This is a genomic window from Phocaeicola coprocola (assembly GCF_041333015.1).
Lineage (GTDB): Bacteria > Bacteroidota > Bacteroidia > Bacteroidales > Bacteroidaceae > Phocaeicola > Phocaeicola coprocola.
Map to the genome: position 1 here is coordinate 809,853 of NZ_JBGKGM010000004.1, position 17,936 is coordinate 827,788.

13 protein-coding genes and 2 pseudogenes are annotated in these 17,936 nt (G+C 40.1%); 9 read left to right on the forward strand and 6 right to left on the reverse strand.

Annotated features, from left to right (window positions below; genetic code table 11):
* Positions 1–501: 501 nt before the first annotated feature.
* Both ACDG22_RS14210 and ACDG22_RS14215 read right to left on the reverse strand, forming a co-directional pair.
* Complete coding sequence (locus tag ACDG22_RS14210) at positions 502–1,722, reverse strand: site-specific integrase (protein ID WP_270230796.1); 1,221 nt, start codon at positions 1,720–1,722, stop codon at positions 502–504.
* Entirely contained in the window at positions 1,719–2,264 is a 546-nt protein-coding gene (locus ACDG22_RS14215; RefSeq protein WP_007571716.1) for a helix-turn-helix domain-containing protein, read from the reverse strand. Before ACDG22_RS14215 ends, ACDG22_RS14210 begins: the two co-directional genes overlap by 4 nt.
* 541 nt (positions 2,265–2,805) lie before the next feature.
* On the opposite strand from ACDG22_RS14215, the gene ACDG22_RS14220 reads away from it, so the two are divergent.
* A complete protein-coding gene (locus ACDG22_RS14220) occupies positions 2,806–3,561 on the forward strand; it encodes a hypothetical protein (RefSeq protein ID WP_007571720.1) in 756 nt (251 codons plus the stop codon).
* A 35-nt stretch (positions 3,562–3,596) separates the two neighbouring features.
* Here the strand turns inward: ACDG22_RS14220 and ACDG22_RS14225 are convergent, their stop codons facing one another.
* A complete protein-coding gene (locus tag ACDG22_RS14225) occupies positions 3,597–6,494 on the reverse strand; it encodes a TOTE conflict system archaeo-eukaryotic primase domain-containing protein (protein WP_270230797.1) in 2,898 nt (965 codons plus the stop codon).
* A 101-nt stretch (positions 6,495–6,595) separates the two neighbouring features.
* Between ACDG22_RS14225 and ACDG22_RS14230 the strand changes: the two genes are divergently transcribed.
* From ACDG22_RS14230 to ACDG22_RS14260, 7 genes and pseudogenes are all read left to right on the forward strand, one after another.
* Positions 6,596–6,802: a helix-turn-helix domain-containing protein gene (locus tag ACDG22_RS14230; RefSeq protein WP_007571724.1), complete on the forward strand. Its 207-nt coding sequence runs from the start codon at positions 6,596–6,598 to the stop codon at positions 6,800–6,802.
* A gap of 62 nt (positions 6,803–6,864) precedes the next feature.
* A complete protein-coding gene (locus ACDG22_RS14235) occupies positions 6,865–9,570 on the forward strand; it encodes a type I restriction endonuclease subunit R (RefSeq protein WP_007571726.1) in 2,706 nt (901 codons plus the stop codon).
* A gap of 4 nt (positions 9,571–9,574) precedes the next feature.
* Positions 9,575–11,008: a type I restriction-modification system subunit M gene (locus ACDG22_RS14240; RefSeq protein WP_270230795.1), complete on the forward strand. Its 1,434-nt coding sequence runs from the start codon at positions 9,575–9,577 to the stop codon at positions 11,006–11,008.
* A gap of 5 nt (positions 11,009–11,013) precedes the next feature.
* On the forward strand, positions 11,014–12,174 hold the full coding sequence (locus tag ACDG22_RS14245; RefSeq protein WP_007571730.1) for a PDDEXK nuclease domain-containing protein: 1,161 nt from the start codon (positions 11,014–11,016) through the stop codon (positions 12,172–12,174).
* Between the two features lie 61 nt (positions 12,175–12,235).
* Positions 12,236–12,474 (forward strand): annotated as a pseudogene (locus tag ACDG22_RS14250) (restriction endonuclease subunit S); the annotation flags it as partial.
* Positions 12,475–12,946: 472 nt separating this feature from the next.
* Positions 12,947–13,224 (forward strand): annotated as a pseudogene (locus ACDG22_RS14255) (restriction endonuclease subunit S); the annotation flags it as partial.
* Between the two features lie 26 nt (positions 13,225–13,250).
* Positions 13,251–13,703 (forward strand): restriction endonuclease subunit S, encoded by a 453-nt coding sequence (locus ACDG22_RS14260; RefSeq protein ID WP_370859011.1) that lies wholly within the window; start codon positions 13,251–13,253, stop codon positions 13,701–13,703.
* Between the two features lie 30 nt (positions 13,704–13,733).
* On the opposite strand, the gene ACDG22_RS14265 is transcribed toward ACDG22_RS14260, so the two are convergent.
* Positions 13,734–14,537 carry a tyrosine-type recombinase/integrase gene (locus ACDG22_RS14265; protein WP_007571734.1) on the reverse strand — a complete coding sequence of 268 codons (804 nt, stop codon included), beginning with the start codon at positions 14,535–14,537 and terminating at the stop codon, positions 13,734–13,736.
* Positions 14,538–14,543: 6 nt separating this feature from the next.
* Between ACDG22_RS14265 and ACDG22_RS14270 the strand changes: the two genes are divergently transcribed.
* The gene (locus ACDG22_RS14270; protein WP_007571736.1) at positions 14,544–15,101 is read left to right on the forward strand and encodes a restriction endonuclease subunit S; all 558 of its coding nucleotides are present in this window, start codon (positions 14,544–14,546) and stop codon (positions 15,099–15,101) included.
* Here the strand turns inward: ACDG22_RS14270 and ACDG22_RS14275 are convergent.
* Positions 15,096–16,208: a restriction endonuclease subunit S gene (locus ACDG22_RS14275; protein WP_370858940.1), complete on the reverse strand. Its 1,113-nt coding sequence runs from the start codon at positions 16,206–16,208 to the stop codon at positions 15,096–15,098. The genes ACDG22_RS14270 and ACDG22_RS14275 overlap by 6 nt on opposite strands.
* 148 nt (positions 16,209–16,356) lie before the next feature.
* Positions 16,357–17,904 (reverse strand): MobV family relaxase, encoded by a 1,548-nt coding sequence (gene mobV, locus ACDG22_RS14280; RefSeq protein ID WP_007571745.1) that lies wholly within the window; start codon positions 17,902–17,904, stop codon positions 16,357–16,359.
* Positions 17,905–17,936: the final 32 nt, after the last annotated feature.

The window sequence follows — 17,936 nt, forward strand, 5'->3', positions numbered from 1 at the left end:
CTTCGCCATGTACAAGGCTTTCCCTTGCTCGGACTACTACGGAAGTTCCGTTACCATATCGGATATTCAAAAGCTTTCTTTATAGCTGTTTGTTCCAGCGTTCCGACTTAGGTAATCCCCAGTTAGTTCTCTTAATAACTATTAGCACGACATACTGTCGGATGCGACTTTCGTTCTTGTCCGCTTATTGCGGCTGTGTCATAGTCGGTTCTTTATGCTCTGCACTAACGCACAAAATAGGCAGAGTACTATGAAACAACGTATGTATAATAGTCTTCCGTTGTTGCAAGATTTGGTACCACTGAACTATCATTCAACCAATCAAGGCTTCATCCTTATGTATGTCTTTTCGTCTTGCCCCTCAGTCGCCACCTGACTATTAGTGGACTTGGAGCTTTAATCAGTATGCTACACTCCCCATCGGGTTTCCCCTTTGGATAAACTGATTGACGATAGGATTATATCGAACCCAATCCTAACTTCTTGCTAAAGAAGTATTTATTAAGCGACCATTCTGGGCGCACGCGTATAAATCTGCGTGGTTTTGACGTTTGTATGTCCCATCAAAGACTTGATGGTATATATGTCAACACCATTTTCCAACAATAGCGAAGCGTAGCTATGCCTGCCGCAATGGAAGGTGATATGTTTCTTGATGCCGGATGCTTCTATCCAAGCTTTCAATGGACGGGAAATCCAAGAGGCATCTGTCAATCCCTCAAAAACGAGTGCTTCATCATTACTTGGGCGTTCACCACATAGCTGAAGGGCTTGTTGGATGACTGGCTTATAATCAGGTCGTTTTGTTTTTTGCTGAATCACAATCGCTTGCCATGTACCTTTGCTTGTCTGTTGAATCTGTTTCCATTTCAATGCCTGAATATCGCTATGTCGCAATCCGGTGAGAATAGAGAACAAGAACGCGCGTTTCAATACATCATCTTTACATGGGGTATCAACCAACATTTGCACTTCATTCATAGTAAGTGCAACACGAGGTGTCTCTATGTTTGTTATTCCTTTTACTTTTGCGCTGATGTCAACCGTCAGATATTCATCAACGAACGCCTGCTTCAATCCGGCTTTGAGGATGGAGAAATAGGTGGATGCCGTATTCTGTGAGATAGTTCCTTTCTTATTGCCTCCCATCGGGGCACGTAACAGGAACATTTTGATGTCTTCAAGTAGTTTTACGGAAATCGTCTTAAACGGGATCGGGTTACCTTGCGAATAGATTTTCAATAATTCTCCCACACGGGTCCAGTTGACAATGATTGAATTAGAGCTATTGGGATGCCGTTTGCTGATGATGCGATTGAAGTACTTGATAAAGTCCTGTTCGCTTCGTTCATTTTGTGCCGCGATTTCGTTTTCCTTATCAGTGTAGAGGACTGCACTGTCATATTCGTGTTGGCGTAACTTACGCACATTGTCGGCATAGATACAAGCCTCTTGGTCTATCGTTGAACGGCATTGGATGATTCCATTCAAATCACGCTTAGGCTTATAGTTGAATGTTCCATCCGGCAAGATACGTGCAATGGACGACTTGTCCCAAACAGGTGTGGATATAGTCCGGTTAATAGATTCCACCACACGGCTTGCCCGTTTAGAACCTCTCTTGTAAACCGGGTACGACTCTATAATCAGACACCACTCTTCTTTGTAATTCGACCTTCTGAGCTTGACGGTCACTTTGGTATTAGGTAATGCTTTCTTCATAACGACTTATATAATTTATCAATTTCAGATTTGGGAACATAAACATAATTACCAATTTGGCGTGTAGGAATAGAATGACGGCGTATGTGCTTAAAGACACTGCTGTCATTGATATGGAACTTTTTGGCAATCTCTCCGATAGTGTAACAGTCTTTGGGTTCAAAGGACAATGCTTCCTTTTTTCTCTTTCTACTGCCAGCCTTTGTTTTGAAGTGTTCATCCATATACTGCCGACTAAGGCGTGTCAGACGCTGACCAAAATTGTATGATGGTATCAAGCCCTTCCGTATCATACGATAAAGTACATCTTTGCTAATACCGTAAATCAGCATAGACTCTTTAACTGTCAGATACCCCTTGTTGGATGGTATTCGCCTGACTAATGCTTGACGTATTGCCTCTTTCTCTTTTGCGATTTGCCTTTTCTTGTATGCCCTCTTGGAACAAGTTGGACAACAATACTTTGACATCAATGTGGGAGGAGTAAAGATTTTACCACACTCCTCACAACTTCTTTGAATGGTGTAATTTCCTCTTGGCATATTCTTCTCGTTATAAATGGTTTATATCAATCTAAGTTGTACCTTATCGCCAAATAAGACGTGTCGCAAATATGTCGCAAATAAGAGATAAAAAAGCCCATAGAAAACGCATAGCAACCATGAACCCCATAAACGCAAAAAGCGTGCAACTCATTGAGCTGCACGCTTTTGCTTATTGTTTATTATTTGTTTACTTATCGGAATCATTTAACTTCCTCAAAGATAATCATTACTGAATATCAATACATTATATATTGCTTGGTACAGATATGATTACTTTGCTCCAGTTACTACATATTTAAGCCTTAGAAAAAGCAGAAAAACCGCCACAGGAAAACTTTAACTTAGTTTAACTATGCTATTTTGTGTGATTTCTGTTTTCTCTTGTTTTCAAATAGTCTTGGATATTTTCTCTTGTTATGGTTTTGCTTTCAAAAATCACTGATTACTATGTGATTGCAAAAATACACCTACGATTTGTCTATCGTTTTTTATGAAAATCTATTGTACCTTTGCATAGGGAAAATAAACAATAATAGGTATGAAGCAAAAACAAGATATACTTCACTCTCTGATAATCGAGGTTACTATGGTGCTATTAGCTTCAATGATAGCGTTTCAAGTATGCAATATGCTTGGAATACGAATGAGTTTGATTCCATTAGTTATGGTCATCGGATATGTCATACAAAAACTACTACACCATCTTTGCATTATCTTAGCAAGGTATCTTGTTGATGCAATTCCTCCATCATTGCTAATATCTGTCAAAAAGTGTGTGAGTAAAAAGACACAGCCTTTAGCGTATTCACCTACCTCAAACAATGAAGAAGTCCAGAAAAAGCGACTGGAGCTATTTCATTATGAATACCAACGTGAGCAACAACAATACCAATGGCAAAAAGAAAGAGAAGAAGATGAAAAATTGAATGCTATCCTGAGATACACACGAGATACATTTAAACGGTTTGATTTGGAGGAAATAGAGATTTACCAAATATGCGAATCTGTCCGCTATTTTGCAATTAACCGTCAAGTGCTTTCTGCAACCGAAATTCATATCAAGAAGCGCACGTCCCTCACTCAAATCTCGTTGAAGAACTTTGCTTGGAATATCGCTTTTCAATATAATATAGGTAGAGATATGACTACATCATTTGTAATGGCGACATTTGCAGAGTGGTTTGCCAATTCCACATTTGATACTGTTAGAAAGAATCTGCGTACAACCACAGGACGGCATAAGATTGAAATAGACGAAAATATTTTGGCAAAGTACAATGTGCAGACCCATTAGCAAAATTAAATTTATGCATGTTTCGCATAATAAGATTAGGCCAACCCCTTATCATATATGACATTCAATAGTTCGTTTGCTAGTTTGGTATCTGAAATTTTAATGATACTGTCTTCTTCTGTTGAATATCCAAGAACATTAACACTACCATACCAGATGGCCGTTTTATCAATGATACAGGCGCATAACGATAGTTTTGGAACAATCCTTATGAATAACCCTTGATTCTTTAGATACTCGGTTTGTTCGTTCTCGGTTGTTGTAAAAATAGCAACATCAATACCATTTGCCTGAAGTTCAAGCAAGTTTTTTATAAGCGCGTTCCGCTCTACACGGTAAAGTCTTGGAGATGATATTACAACAGATTGATTTGAGCTTTTCATTTCTTGAACAATGGGATAACGGAACGTATTCCCATTGAAGATTTGCCCTTCACACGATGATAAATGCAAGTCCTCAGTCGCATCAAATAAAGTCGATACTTCTTTCGTAAGAACACGATAACCAATGGCTGAATATCCCTTTAGCCGTTTACGATACATACTTTCGCACACAGGTTCGTGTATGTCAATATAATCATAAATGCGAACATCTGTTTTACCTTCATTCTCTCTATGCAATCGACCTGCATATTGGGCAACCAATCCTTTCCACGAAATAGGAAGAGCAAGAAATAGTGTATCAAGCCTTGGATAATCAAAGCCCTCTCCTACATATTTTCCTGTAGCGACTATTACAAGAGGAGCGTCCCGTGGAATATCCTGTAGTTTTTGTATAATTTCACGTTTATGTTTGCTCGTACCCTCTCCTGTAAGTTTTATAACATTAGCTACTTGTGGTTCAAGCATTTTCGTAATCAACTCGACATGAGAAGTTCTACTTGTCAGTATAATTGGTGTACGACCTGAGGCTACTGCGTTAAGAACATCTTCTATGATGAGATTATTTCGCATCTCAGATTCCGCAAGTGATTGTGAGAGTGCCGTAAATGTATGTTTGTCGTCTGTAACGGGTCGATACGAAGTAAACCTCGGCACAAGATAACGTTGAAACGATTGTTTTTGTATCTGTGCCTTAGCATCAACTGAAAATCGAATCGGGCCACATTGCATAAAAATAATTGGCTGTAGTCCGTCTTTGCGAATTGGAGTGGCAGTAAGCCCATAAACATAATGAGCCGTAACGTGTTTTAGAACATTTTCAAAAGTTATTGAAGATACATGATGACATTCATCAACAATAACCATTCCGTAATCTTGTACAAAAGACTTGACTTCACCATCTTCAAAGCAAGATTGCATAAGAGCCACATCAACAACTCCATGCAATGTATTTGAAGTTGAATCAAGACTTCCGACTGGAGAAAAGACTTTCTTTCTACCACGTTTCTTAGGTACGTTATCCTCTATGAAATCAATATCAAGAAATTCAGAAAGGCGTTCGTGCCATTGCATAAGCAATGCTTTAGAATGTACCAAGATAAGTGTATTTATCTTTCTTTGGGCAATCAATGCTGCCGCTGTAACAGTCTTTCCAAAAGCGGTTGTTGCCGACAATACTCCATTTGTATGGGGCATAAGTGAATTAATGGCTTCTAACTGCTCATCACGTTCTTTACCCTTAAAGGCTATCGCAATAGATTTGCCATGGTTGGTTTTATCAATTATTTCATAATCAATACTTAGAGAAGACAACATGGCTATTATAGCCTCTTCGCACCCCCGAGGCATAACAAGAAACTCATCATTGAAATCAGCGCGACAGATAATGCGAGGAATGTTATATGTTGAAATACGCATTGCCTGCTTACTGTAAAAATCAGGATTCTTGAAGGCGGCAAATCGCTTCAACTGATTAATCACCTTGCTGGAAATTGAACTTAATGGGATATAAATATTGTCGGATTTGTTGATTTTAAGTTTACTATCAAAGTCTGTCCGTGCGACTTCTTGTACAATAGGTATTTCCCAAGGCTTTGCTTCCGAAGATGTGGCTAATGCTCCAAAATCCTCTTGTTGATGTTCAACCAACAATCTATCCACGACACATTCGTCAATTCTCTTGACATTGTACAAATATGCCCATTGGTCTTTGAATGGAAGAAATTTATCATCAACAAAAACGCTGTTTCCCACTTTTCTTGCTCCACCTTGTAATGGTAGTGCTATTAGATTTCCAAATCCTCCTTCCGGTATTCTATCTTGGTTTGGAAAGAAACGGTCGTATGAATCAAAAGAAATTCTTCCATTCCGCTTCATAGCTTCCGTAAGAATGATATTACCAAACCGTCTCACTTTAATAGCTGGAATCACATCAGTGAAGAAGACCCATACATGTGCTCCATTTCCAGACCTTGAACGCTCAATGCTACATGGGACATTCCAATCTCGACAAACAGAAACGAATGCCAACACATCATCCTTATATCCGTGAGTGCAGTTTTTGTCATCAAAATCAGCGCACAGAAAAGAGCATTTATTATCCGGAGTAATGACATACAGGCCGATAACATCACATCCGTTTTCGTCTTTACCTTCCAAATGACGATATATGTCTTGGTTTGTCAATGACGCAAAATTACGGTTGGGACATTCCGTACATTTATGTTTTTTCTTGTCGCATATTCCTCTACGCCATTCGTTGATACAGACTGGTTGATAGCCACCTTTTTCTGTGGTTTTGCTGAACCATCGTCGTGCAAATACATCATCCCTTCCTTTGAAAAAGCTATGGAATAATTCTATTTTCTCATCAAGAGAGAAATATACAGGAGGAAATGAGATAGAAGAGAATACTGATTCCTCATCCATTCTGTTTGTAGTAGAATAGGCAATGCCGTATTGCCGAAGGATTGATTTCAATTCTTCGTTTTCCGCAAGAAGGCTGTCGTATTTTCTGACAAGTGTGTCGTATTTCTCCTTAAAGTTATCCATCATACGCTTAGAGATTCTTTTGACACTTACAAAAATACGAAAAAGGACCCAGACTATTGAATATAATTCACTATATTTGCAGAATAAAATTACATCTAAGAATGAAGCTAAATAGAATAAAGGCAGTCTTGACAGACAAAGGTATCTCGCAGACATGGCTAGCCAAACAACTTGACAAAAGTTTTAGCATGGTTAATGCCTATGCTTGTAATAGAATCCAGCCCAATTTGGATACGTTACAGCAGATTGCGGAAATACTTCAAGTGGATTTAAAAGAATTGATAACGGACAAAAACGAACGTCAATAGCGTTTGTCGTTATCAATTATTTTTACACTACAACTTCTGATAATATAAAAATATAGGAATATATGACACCGGAAGAAAAAGCTCGAATTAAAATTGACCAATGGCTGACCGAAGCCGGTTGGAAAGTTATAAACCGAGAAGAATATGAACCGACTTGTACGGCTGTAGCCATAAGGGAAGGATTGCTAAAAGGTAATCTTGAAGCCGATTATTTCCTTTTTATAAATGGAAAGGCTGTTGGTGTGCTTGAAGCCAAGCGTGAAGAAACGGACGCTTTCTCGGCAAAAGTGTGTGAGCAAGCTGCACTATATGCTAAAAGTGTACCCAATATCTACCAAACGTATCAGAAGCCATTACCCTTTATCTTTACCTCCAACGGCAAGGAATTATATTTCTGTGATTTTCGCGAAAAGGATGCTTGTTTCATCCAAATAATGACTATACCCACACCGCACGAACTGGTTAAGAAGTTGGGAATAAATGATTATTTTGCCGGACTACCTACTCTGCGCAAAAAAGGGTTGCGTAATTGCCAATATGAAGCCGTTACAGAACTGGAGAAAAGTTTTCGCACAGGTCAAAATCGTGCATTGATGGTTCTTGCCACAGGTGCAGGTAAAACATATACGGCTTGCCTTGCTGCATATCGTATGTTGTCATACACTCCTATGCGCAGAATCTTGTTCCTTGTGGATAGGAACAATCTTGGAAAACAAGCTGAAGGAGAGTTTGGCACATTCCGATTGACTGAAAACGGTGATGCTTTCAACACAATATTCACTGTCAACCGTCTTCGTTCTGCTTCCATTCCTGCTGATAGCAATGTAGTTATATCAACCATACAACGCCTTTTCTCTTTCTTGAAAGGAGAAGCCATAGAAGATACGGATGATGATGACGACAACGAACTAACGGAAGAAGTCGCCTTGCCTGATAATCCGAATTTGCCCCACGATTACTTTGACATGATTATCATAGATGAGTGCCACCGCTCTATCTATGGAAACTGGCGCAAGGTACTCGAATACTTTGACACGGCAAAACTAGTGGGACTGACGGCAACCCCTATTCCAGAAACAATAGCATTCTTCAATAACAATCGTATCGTCAACTATACTTTGGAAAAGAGTATTGTGGACGGTGTAAATGTGGATTGCCGTGTATATCGCATCAAGACAGAAGCTACCGAAAACGGTGGAGCTATATTGGAAGGAGAAAAAGTAAAAGAGGAGACTCGCTATACAGGAGAGATAAAAACAATCAGCAACAAAGAGACAAAGACCTACACCAATAAAGAACTGAACCGAAGCATTATCAACCCGGCACAAATCAAACTAATACTCTCCACTTATCGTGATGCGGTCTATACCGAGATGTTCAACGACCCACAGCGTGAACCAAATATGGACTATCTGCCCAAGACTTTGATATTTGCTCTCAACGAAGCCCATGCCACCAACATAGTGCAGATAGCGAAAGAAGTGTTTGGACGTACTGATGACCGTTTCGTTCAGAAAATCACTTATTCGGCAGGAGATAGCAATGAACTGATACGACAATTCCGAAACGATAAGGATTTCCGTATTGCCGTGACTTGCACATTGGTTGCAACAGGTACGGACGTAAAACCGCTGGAGGTGGTGATGTTTATGCGTGATGTAGAGTCCCAATCTCTTTATGTTCAGATGAAAGGTCGTGGCGTGCGTACCATCGGAGATGAGCAGCTACGCAATGTTACTCCAAATGCCTTTAGCAAGGATTGCTTTTACTTGGTGGATGCTGTGGGTGTTACAGAACACGAAAAGACTGTCCCTACAGCAACTGATGAGCCTACGACAAAGACCATTACCCTCAAAGAATTATTGGAACGGATTAGTCATGGTTATATCCCCGATGAATATCTGAAACGGCTTGCAGCAACACTTGCCCGAATCTATAACAGAGCTGATAATTCTCAACGAAAAGAGTTTGAGAACTTGGCTCACGGTGATATGAAGGAATTGTCGGCAAGAATCTACACTGCGCTTGAAAACGACACACTTCCTCCTTTTATAAATGCAAATGAACCCAATAGCGAACGCAAAGGATTGGTTTCTCCACTTGCAAATCATGCGGATGCCAGAAGATATTTGCTTATCCTTGCTGCCGGATTTGTCAATACATTGATGCCGGGCGAGGACACGCTTATCTCAAAAGGTTTCTCCGTAGAAGAAGCAAAAAGTACGACGGAGGCATTCGAGGAGTTCTGCAAAGAACATAGTGACGAGATAGAAGCTTTACGCATTATATATAATAATGAAGGAGAGCCAATCACTTATTCAATGTTGAAGGACTTGGAGAATAAACTCAAAATGGCGAATAACCATTTTACGTCCAAACAACTTTGGAACTCCTATGCCATAGTCAATCCAGCGGTTGTAAGACGTTCCACAACAAAGGAAGAAAGTGATGCCCTGACCAATATCATACAGTTGGTTCGTTTCGCTTACCATCAGATTGAAAAATTGGATAGCGTGGTTACCACCTCCAAGCAATACTTCAACTTGTGGCTGGGACAAACGCAACGTAACATAACAGACAAACAGCGAGAAGTAATCAGCCGCATTGTAGATTATATTGCATCCAATGGAGCTTGCACTATTAGAGACATCCGAGAGGACGATGCAACCCAAGCGGCTCAAATGATACGAGCCTTTGGTAATATGCAGAAGGCAGACGAGGCTTTGCACTCACTTTACACATTTGTAGTTTTAAGAAAATCAGCATAATATAATGGCAACAAATAACGCAACAGAGCAGTCGCTCACAAAAAAGGTTTGGAATTTGGCAACAACCCTTGCCGGACAAGGCATCGGCTTCACCGACTATATCACCCAACTGACCTATCTTCTGTTTTTGAAGATGGATGCCGAGAATGTAGAAATGTTTGGAGAGGAATCAGCTATACCCACCGGTTATCAGTGGATGGACTTAATCTCTCTTGACGGATTGGATCTGGTCAAGCAATATGAAGATACGCTAAAGCAGCTCAGCGAACAAGAAAACCTAATTGGCACAATTTATACCAAAGCCCAAAACAAGATTGACAAGCCCGTTTATCTCAAAAAGGTTATCTCGATGATTGATGAAGAGCAGTGGCTCATCATGGATGGAGATGTAAAGGGTGCTATCTATGAAAGCATTTTGGAGAAGAATGGTCAGGATAAGAAGAGCGGAGCCGGGCAATACTTTACGCCTCGTCCATTGATTAAGGCAATGGTAGATTGCATCGCTCCACAAATGGGCGAAACGGTTTGTGATCCGGCTTGTGGTACTGGAGGTTTCCTGCTGACGGCATACGACTATATGAAAGATCAATCCGCCAACAAGGAAAAGCGTGACTTTCTGCGTAACAAAGCTTTGCATGGAGTAGACAATACACCATTAGTTGTAACGCTTGCTTCCATGAACCTCTATCTGCATGGTGTCGGTACAGACCGAAGCCCGATTGTATGCGAGGATTCTTTGGAGAAAGAGCCTTCCACGCTTGTTGATGTGATTCTTGCCAACCCTCCTTTCGGCACTCGTCCGGCAGGTTCGGTAGATATTAACCGTCCCGATTTCTATGTCGAGACAAAGAATAACCAGTTGAATTTCCTCCAGCACATGATGCTGATGCTCAAAACAGGAGGACGTGCTGCGGTGGTATTACCCGATAATGTTCTTTTTGAAGCCGGAGCAGGTGAAACTATCCGCAAACGCTTGTTACAGGATTTCAATCTTCACACCATCCTGCGCCTACCCACCGGTATTTTCTATGCTCAGGGAGTGAAAGCCAACGTATTGTTCTTTACAAAGGGGCAACCCACTAAAGAGGTTTGGTTCTATGACTATCGTACCGATGTGAAGCACACTTTGGCAACCAATAAATTGGAACGACATCACTTGGATGATTTCATTTCCTGCTACAATTCCGGTAACTTAGCCGAACGAAAAGAAACATACGATGCCGAGAATAATCCACAAGGGCGTTGGCGCAAATATGCTGTGGACGAACTATTGGCTCGCGACAAAACCAGTCTCGACATCACTTGGATTCGTCAAGGTGGCGAAGTGGACGACCGCTCATTATCGGAACTAATGGATGAGATAAAGGAGAAAAGCGATACTATCAGCAATGCCGTGGCAGAGCTGCAAAAGTTATTGGTAAATATAGAGGAGGACTAAATTTTATGGGCAAAGACATCATCACAAACAATCAAGAAATAAACAACTTGTTTCAAAAAGTTGTTGACCTTATCACTCAGGCAAGGAAACGTGTGGCGACAACAGTCAATATCGCTGAAGTCTATACAAAATTCCATATTGGCCAATATATAGTAGAATATGAACAAAAGGGAGAGATTAGAGCTGAATACGGAAAGACTGTACTGAAAGAACTCTCTAAACGTCTGACTGACAGATTAGGAGACGGTTGGGGATATTCAACTTTAAAAAACATCAAACAGTTCTATTTAGTTTATGCGAAAAGGCTAAACACTGTCGAGCCAATTGAAAACAGCAAACTTAGGTTGCAAAATGAGGAAAGGAAATACGATCAAGATTTAGTGCAGGATAAAAAGGACAAACACTGTTTAGCCTTTTCAGAAGAATCATTTACTCTTTCGTGGTCACACTATCTAATATTGATGCGTATAACAGACCCAATGGCTCGAAGATTCTATGAAATTGAGTGCCGACAACAAGATTGGAGTGTGCGACAACTCAGCCGGCAAGTGGCATCTTCGCTTTACGAACGTCTTGCGCTCTCACGTAACAAAGACGAGGTGATGCGGTTGGCACAGGAGGGACAAACCCTTGAAAAGCCATCTGACATTATCAAGAACCCCATTACATTAGAGTTTCTTGGTCTAAAGCCTGATGCTGTATACTCGGAAACTAAACTAGAGAATGCCATTATCAGCAAGATGCAGCAATTCCTATTGGAACTTGGCAAGGGATTTCTTTTTGAGGCTCGTCAAAAGAGATTTACATTTGATGAACAACATTTCTATGTTGACTTAGTGTTCTACAATCGCTTGCTACAATGTTATGTGCTTATAGACTTGAAGATAGAGAGACTTACCCATCAAGACTTAGGACAGATGCAGATGTATGTCAATTATTACGATCGCCACGTCAAACAAGATTTTGAAAAGCCGACAATTGGCATCCTGCTGTGTAAGGAGAAAAACGATGCACTTGTGGAACTTACCTTACCCAAAGATGCCAATATATACGCCTCGGCATATCAGCTCTATCTCCCTAACAAAGCTCTATTGCAGGCCAAGGTAAAGGAGTGGATTGAAGAGTTTGAAGAGAGTGAAGAAGAGAAACAAATAAACAAAAACTAATTGTGCAGCCAAGAACTGCACAAACTGTCCAACCAAAAATTGGACAAATAGATTAACTGGTATGGATACTAAGAAATTACGTCAAAAGATACTCGACCTTGCCATTCATGGTAAACTCGTCCCTCAAGACCCGAATGATGAGCCTGCATCTGTTCTCCTTGAACGTATCAAGGCAGAAAAGGAGCGACTGATAAAAGAGGGTAAAATTAAAAAGAGCAAAAAGTCTACAAAGGCTTCTGATACGCCCCATTATGAGAACGTACCGTTTGAGGTGCCGGAAGTTCGTGGGTGTGGTGTACAACTTTGCCAGAGATTAGTCATGGATGTTCGTGACGGAACTCATGATTCACGCTGATAGCATATACTCGAAGAAGGCTGCCCTTTAGATCACTAGTGAAGATTTTAGAGAACGGACACATCTTGACTCATTCAAACACCAGATATATCTCAGAAGTAGATTAAAAGAAGTATTATCAGGAGTACGCTCAAAGAGTTGATCATTGGAGACATATCCTGTACTCTATGATAGGACGGAAATATCGGAAGTATGGTCTTACGTACAGCACGACAATCAGTTTGACATTGGACAACTGAAAAAATGCCATTGCTCTTCATACTGTAATGCCTCTATCAAAATAGCTGACATCATGTACAAAATGAGTATCGGCTTATTTTCTTAGAATCAAAAATACAAGAGTATCAAGCAATAGCTGGATATGGTGGTAAGCTGCCACGCTTTTGTTGGATCAGATGATTGTTATGGAACACTCTTGTACCATTGCCTCCACTTGCAGAGCAACATCGCATTGTGAACAGAAATAGAACACTGGTTCTCTTTGATTGACGTTATAGAAAGTGGAAAGGAAGATTTGCAGGCAACCATCAAGCAAGCCAAGAGTAAGATTCTTGACCTTGCCATTCACGGAAAGCTCGTACCGCAAGACCCGAACGACGAGCCAGCCATTAAACTCTTGAAACGCATAAATCCCGACTTCACACCTTGTGATAACGGGCATAGTAGGAAGTTACCACAAGGATGGGCGTATTGTCAACTTAGTAATGTACTTAAAATCACAATGGGGCAATCCCCTAAAGGAGATTCATTAAATAATAAAAGAGGTATAGAATTTCATCAAGGGAAAATATGTTTTTCAGATAAATTTCTTTTAGAGTCTGGTATATTTACAAATGAGCCCACAAAAATAGCAGAACCTAATTCCATCTTATTATGTGTTCGAGCCCCAGTTGGAGTTGTGAATATAACAAAAAATCAAATATGTATTGGGCGTGGATTATGTGCTTTAACCCCTTTTGAAGGTAATGTGGATTTTTATTTCTATTTACTTCAAACCTTGCAAGATAGCTTTGATAATCAATCAACAGGGACTACGTTTAAAGCAATATCAGGAGAGATAATAAGAAATGAGAATATTATTTTACCGCCTCTTGCAGAGCAACAACGCATAGTTCAAAAAATAGAAGAATTATTTCATGTCTTTGACAACATTCAAAACGCCTTAGAAGTGTAATCCAATACACTTCTAAGGGTTGGTGTGATTTTACCAGTTCACCACCTTATCTACAATCTTCTGTTGCTCACTGGCTGTTCTACGAAGATAGATACGAGTAGTTTCTATGCTTTCATGCCCCATAAGGTCGGCAAGTAGAGCAAGGTCGTTAAAGCGGTCAAGAAAGTTCTTGGCAAAACGATGACGGAATGAATGAGGATAAACTACCTCCTTGTTCATTCCATATTTTTCAGCAAAATGCTTGAGTTGAGAAGCGATTCCACGAGTAGTAATACGCTGTCCGAAACGGTTCAGGAAGATATAGCCCGATGTCAAGCCTTGACTTTTCAACCACTTTTCTGCTTCTGTCCGTAAATTCTTGGGGATGTATAGCCGTCGAATCTTTCCACCTTTACTATACAAATCAAGATAGCCCACTTTGATGTGTTCCGCTTTGATGTGGAGTAATTCACTAACACGTGCTCCGGTGGCAGCCATAAACCACACAATAAAATACCACTCCTCATAACCATCAGCTTTAAGCCGTGCTTTGAGAAATTTGTAATCGGCATCGCTGATTACATTTTCCAAAAAGTTCTTTTGTTGCACCTTTACGAACTTCACTTTTAGTTTTTCTTGTTTCGTAAACTCCAAGAACTTATTGATACCTTGCAATCTCAGGTTCACAGTCTGCGGCTTGAAGTTCTCTACCAAATACCCCTTGTATGCCAAAAGGTTCTTCTTGTTTACTTCTCCATAATGGTTGAGGAAATACTGCACCGTCCACACATAAGAGGTGACGGTGTTCTTGGCAAGATTAGTTTTTGCCAAATAATTTTTGAATTTTGTTACCATATTACATTGATTTATAATGAATACAGTAACAATATAGCAGAACGTATCGGGCATTATACGCAGTTGCCTGATGGATGGACTGCTTGTAGGCTTGAACAAGTAGCAGACATATTGGATAATTTACGAAAACCGATTAATTCTAGTGAACGAGATTCACGTATAAGGAATAGGCAAATCGATGAATTGTACCCTTATTATGGTGCGACAGGTCAAGTTGGACTGATAGACGACTATATTATAAATGGCAATTATTTATTGCTTGGTGAAGATGGTGCACCATTCCTTGATAAAAATGCAATTAAGGCATATTCTATTAGTGGAAAAAGCTGGGTAAATAATCATGCTCATATCCTATCTCCTAAAATTGATTTTGAATTTCTACAGTACTCACTTAATCAAATTGATTATTCTGAATACGTAAATGGAAGTACACGCTTGAAACTTACGCAAACCGATATGCGTTCTATTAAAATAATGCTACCCCCATTAGCAGAACAAAAACGAATTAAGTCTAAAATACAGATTTTGTTTTCTCAATTGGATTTGATGATGGAGAGTCTATAAACTTTCCATTATCAAATCTAAAGACATAAACGCTTTAGTTATAGCCTTTATAATCTTTTGTTGTTCCTTGTAAGGTGGAATAGGAACTTCGATAGCTTTAAATATTTTCTTGTTCAAGTGAGGAATGGCAGACCCAACCTTACTTTCTCTCAAGATTTTCCTATGCAAGTTGATAACTTGTAGTACATATTCTTCGTTCATATTTTCGTTGATACGCAACTGCTTGAAAGTACTACCTTGATAGCCGTCAATCGAACTCCGGAAAACCTCACCAGAGTTCTCGCCATCAACTAGAATCAAGAGAGTGTTTGCAGTTACAAACTTGCCGGAAAGCAAAGACTTTGCCTCCCGTTCTCCACGCAAAAATTTTACATCAAGATTGATTCGTTTAATGCCACTTTGCTTTTCTCCATCTGTTAAATTGCATAAAGTTTGCATAGATGCAATTTGCCATCCATCAGGCAACTGCGTATAATGCCCGTTATCACAAGTGATTTCTGCCTTCGAGTTGATGCGTTTGAGCAGTTCTGAGGCAGGTTCATCGTTTGGGTCTTGTGGTACGAGTTTGCCGTGAATGGCAAGGTCAAGAATCTTACTCTTGGCTTGCTTGATGGTTGCCTGCAAATCTTCCTTTCCACTTTCTATAACGTCAATCAAAGAGAACCAGTGTTCAATTTCTTTCACAATACGCTTTTGCTCAGCAAGAGGTGGCAATGGAATCATGCCATTACAAGCATCTGTTGTACTCAAGCGTGGCATCTTAACACCATATCCACATTGTTGCGTATAGTCAAGAAAATATGCCGAACGCAGTACATGATTAAGATAATATGAAGAAACATTACAGTATGAATTGAATGGCATTATTTCAGTTGTACAATATCCTGATTGTGGTGCGACCAAGACCTTATTCAGATATGTGCGTAATTTAGAGTATAGGATATCTCCTTTGTTGAATCTGTGCCGTACTCCTTTAATACTTCTTTTTGATCTAGAAAGTGTTTGAATGATTTTTGCTGTATCCTTTTCTAAATCTTCAAGTTCTAAAACCCAGTCGTCATCGGTTATGCTATCAACGGAAACATGAGTTCCGTCACGAACATCCATGCAATCTTGGAATTTACACCACACCCACGATTCCGGCACCTCAAACGGTACATTCTCATAATGGGGCGTATGTATTGTACATAATGAGTTAAAAACATTTAATGTGTTGCAACTTTAGTTTTTAATTACAGCACATCAAATAGGACGTTTATCTTCTCCTATAACTTTTCTTTTTATTCTGAATCTTAACCATTCCTATCGCAAACATCAGACACCTTCTTCGATAGGCTTCTTCCTCTTCATCGGGTTGACGACCATCCCATCGGATATCAGATGAAGAGTCACCTCCTCCAGAAGATACACTGATAGGAGTTCCACCTGCTAAAGCATCCGCTATGGCGAATATCTTTGACCGGAGTGATGGATTCGACAGTTGGTCAAGTATGGTGTCCAATATTGATTTTAACTCATCGTTGTTCTTTGAAAGTTGTTCGACATCCCTTTTTAACCGATAAAATTCCCCATACTCTGCCAATACATTTTGCTGTGCAGTCTTCACTTGTCTCTCCGCTTCATTTCTATAGAGAGCCTCTATTTGGCGGACGATCGAATTGAAACGCTTGGCTATTTCCTGATTCTGTTTCTCAATCCATTTGTCCGTAATAAACAGAGGATATTTCCCCGAAATACAAGGTGGATCAAAATCAATTTTGTAGTTTCTGAAAGGCTGTATTACAGAGCCAGCTTTTTCAAGGTCTTGGGTCAGTTTGTTCAATTCCTGCTCTTTTGTATGGAGTTTGTCAGCCTTGTCTTCAAGTTTGGATTGGTATTCTGAAATCTGTTTCTGTATATCCGCCTTTTGAAATTTGTATTCTTCAAGAGCTATTTTACCGGAAGCCAGTTCCTTGTCAATCTGTTCAAGTTGAGATTTAGACTTGAATATTTGCGATTCCAGTCTGTGTATCATAGTCTGTAATCCCTTAACCGCTTTCTCCGCCTGTTTTGCCTCTTTTGATAGCTTACGAATATAATCGCGTTTGTTCAAATGCTGCACATTGCGCCCATATATGCTGTCTCCTCGTTCAAGTCCGTATTTACTTCCGACCTCCTCATACAGCGATGTGTGCATTTCTTTCAATATCTGCCCATATTCAAACCTGTTCTTTCCGAACTTTGCAGACCACATGACACACTCACGACCGCTTTTAGGCCGGATACCGACTGGCACAACTAAAGCATGAATATGCGGGCTGCTCTCGTCAAGGTGAACCTGAAAGCCGACAATGTTTTCCTGACCATATCTTCGGGAACACCAATCATAAACATCCTTCGCCCAAAGTTCTATTTCCTCGCAGCGGTGCAGATGGCTGTTGTCTGATCCTTTCTCTAAATTGACGGTCTGATTGCCAAAAGCCATCTCAAGTGTACGTTCATGATTGCCGCCAAAGACAAATTTGGCGCAACAGTTCGGTTGAATCTTACTGTCCGGTTTGAATGGCTTCCAACCTAATTCCAACAATCGTTCCTGCAAACGGAGTTCAAGAGACTTCTCTTGATACCCCAACGGATGTATTTTGCCATCGGGACCAATCTCAAAATTCAGCCTCATTCTGGTCTTGTCATAATTGTTGGTAGGGTCTTGATTTTTACAATCGACCTTATCTTCGTTCCAACGCCTTTCGTTCTCGTTGGCTTCTGATGTGCCAAATGATTTGGCAGCTTCAACGTGCATTGCTTGTTTTATATCAGTATTCATAATCTCGTTTTTATACGTATTTCTAATAATTG

Bases quoted from the DNA above. Each gene is read 5' to 3' on its own strand.
- mobV (WP_007571745.1), bottom strand. From the start codon at position 17,904: ATGAATACTGATATAAAACAAGCAATGCACGTTGAAGCTGCCAAATCA.
- ACDG22_RS14240 (WP_270230795.1), top strand. From the start codon at position 9,575: ATGGCAACAAATAACGCAACAGAGCAGTCGCTCACAAAAAAGGTTTGG.
- ACDG22_RS14260 (WP_370859011.1), top strand. From the start codon at position 13,251: ATGGGGCAATCCCCTAAAGGAGATTCATTAAATAATAAAAGAGGTATA.
- ACDG22_RS14225 (WP_270230797.1), bottom strand. From the start codon at position 6,494: ATGGATAACTTTAAGGAGAAATACGACACACTTGTCAGAAAATACGAC.
- ACDG22_RS14220 (WP_007571720.1), top strand. From the start codon at position 2,806: ATGAAGCAAAAACAAGATATACTTCACTCTCTGATAATCGAGGTTACT.
- ACDG22_RS14210 (WP_270230796.1), bottom strand. From the start codon at position 1,722: ATGAAGAAAGCATTACCTAATACCAAAGTGACCGTCAAGCTCAGAAGG.
- ACDG22_RS14245 (WP_007571730.1), top strand. From the start codon at position 11,014: ATGGGCAAAGACATCATCACAAACAATCAAGAAATAAACAACTTGTTT.
- ACDG22_RS14235 (WP_007571726.1), top strand. From the start codon at position 6,865: ATGACACCGGAAGAAAAAGCTCGAATTAAAATTGACCAATGGCTGACC.
- ACDG22_RS14215 (WP_007571716.1), bottom strand. From the start codon at position 2,264: ATGCCAAGAGGAAATTACACCATTCAAAGAAGTTGTGAGGAGTGTGGT.
- ACDG22_RS14230 (WP_007571724.1), top strand. From the start codon at position 6,596: ATGAAGCTAAATAGAATAAAGGCAGTCTTGACAGACAAAGGTATCTCG.
- ACDG22_RS14275 (WP_370858940.1), bottom strand. From the start codon at position 16,208: ATGGATGTTCGTGACGGAACTCATGTTTCCGTTGATAGCATAACCGAT.
- ACDG22_RS14265 (WP_007571734.1), bottom strand. From the start codon at position 14,537: ATGGTAACAAAATTCAAAAATTATTTGGCAAAAACTAATCTTGCCAAG.